The following is a 1857-nucleotide window of genomic DNA, read 5'->3' on the forward strand; positions in this document are numbered from 1 at the left end:
AAGGTTTTTTAGGCTCATTGAGTGACATGGCAGGAAAGCAAAGCGAATTCATTGGCGTGTGCAACACAGTTATTGACCGCTATAATTTCTTTGTTGAGGAAGTGGAAAAGACCTTTGCTCAATGGGAAAAATGCAACGATATGCTTGAAATGGTTCAGCTGATTGGCATGCGCCCTCACACAGATATTTCGCGCATTTGCCTTAACTAATATTGTTTGGTTTGGTTAAAAGAAACGGCTTGTGTTTTGTAAACGCAAGCCGTTTCTTTTTTAGTTTTAAGAGTGAACTTGTAAGCACCCCCAAAATTCGGATAGGATGAAATTAGACAGAAGCACTAAATTTCATCTTTATGAAAAAGACAAGATTCACCGAAACACAAATCGTAAAAGCGATCCAGGAGGAAGCTGCTGGCCGCAATGCCAACGACCTATGTCGTGACATGGGCGTTAGTAAAGCCACATTCTACAACTGGAAAAAGAAATACGCCGGTATGGAGGTTAACCAGGTAAAGCAGTTCAAAGAATTGCAAGAGGAAAATCGAAAACTGAAAGCGATGTATGCCGATTTAGCCTTAGACCACCGTATACTCAAAGACATTATCGAAAAAAAAATCTAGGGCCCTGTCGGAAGCGGCTGTTGGTGGACGAAATAAAAACGGAAGCGTCCATCAGCACCGTCAGAGCCTGCCGGATAGTGGGACTATCCACCTCAGCCGCTTATTACAAAAGCCGCAAAGATGATAGCGAAGTCATCGCCAAGTTGCAAAGCCTCGCCGAAAAACATCCTACGCGTGGATTTGGGGTGTATTACGGTCGCATCCGCAACGAAGGGCTTATCTGGAATCATAAACGGGTAAAACGGGTGTATGACCTTTTAAAACTTAATATCCGCAGAAAACATAAACGCAGATTGCCAAACAGAGAAAAAATAGCTTTAGAACAACCGGATTCAATCAATAAAAAATGGAGTATGGATTTTATGAGTGATGCACTCACAGACGGAAGAAAGTTCCGCACTTTTAACCTCATCGATGATTTTAACCGCGAAGTATTAGCCGTTGAAGCAGATACCTCATTACCCGCCATACGCGTGGTTAGAGTGTTGGAGCGGGTGATATGGGAGAAAGGGAAACCGGAATCTATTCGTGTAGATAATGGTCCGGAATTTATCAGTCACACGCTCGAAGTGTTTTGCAAAGACCAAGGAATACAACTTCAATTCATCAAGCCAGGTAAACCTATGCAGAATGGCTATGTGGAACGGTTTAACCGAACTTACCGGGAAGATATTCTGGACGCCTATCTGTTCAACAATCTTAAACAGGTAAGGGGTTTGACCGAAGAATGGATGAATGATTACAATGCTTTTCATCCGCATCAATCCCTAAATGGTTTAAGTCCCATTGGCTATCGCCATGCCGTTGAAAGTGGAAAACTCCGCCCCGCAAAAGGCCCCGCAGAGTTTACCACATTCAACAGCGGTTCTAATAATAATAATAACGGTATTGTAAAAACTTTAACTTCGAATTCAATTAACCCGCAGAAGTCTAATTTAGACCTGTCCTAAAAAGGGGGTGCTTACAAACAGGTTTATCAAAAAATATACCGTAATTACAATTAACTATTAAACACCTGCCCTGTACCGATGTTCAGATTCAATAAACTGGCCAGCCTTCAATTTTTTCAACTTGCAAGGTATGCTGCATTTGTGTTGATAGGTGTAGGTTTTGCTAAACTGCATTTATCGCAAACCGAAATCGGCCACTTTGAAACCTTTATTATGGTAAGCGGAAGGGTAGAGTATTTTTTTAATGCAGTTGTTGTTTTGTAACTTTTCCATTTCTGAAGCGATTTGACT

General features: G+C 41.6%; 1 protein-coding gene and 1 pseudogene. Both read left to right on the forward strand.

Annotated features, from left to right (window positions below; genetic code table 11):
• On the forward strand, window positions 1-209 hold a 209-nt coding region (locus QZY09_RS04360; RefSeq protein WP_295668619.1), incomplete at its 5' end, for a hypothetical protein.
• 140 nt (window positions 210-349) lie between these two features.
• Window positions 350-1401, forward strand: a pseudogene (locus QZY09_RS04365) (IS3 family transposase); the annotation flags it as partial.
• Between the last annotated feature and the right edge of the window lie 456 nt (window positions 1402-1857).

Origin of the sequence: uncultured Mucilaginibacter sp., from assembly GCF_903913935.1 — a bacterium.
Classification (GTDB): domain Bacteria; phylum Bacteroidota; class Bacteroidia; order Sphingobacteriales; family Sphingobacteriaceae; genus Mucilaginibacter.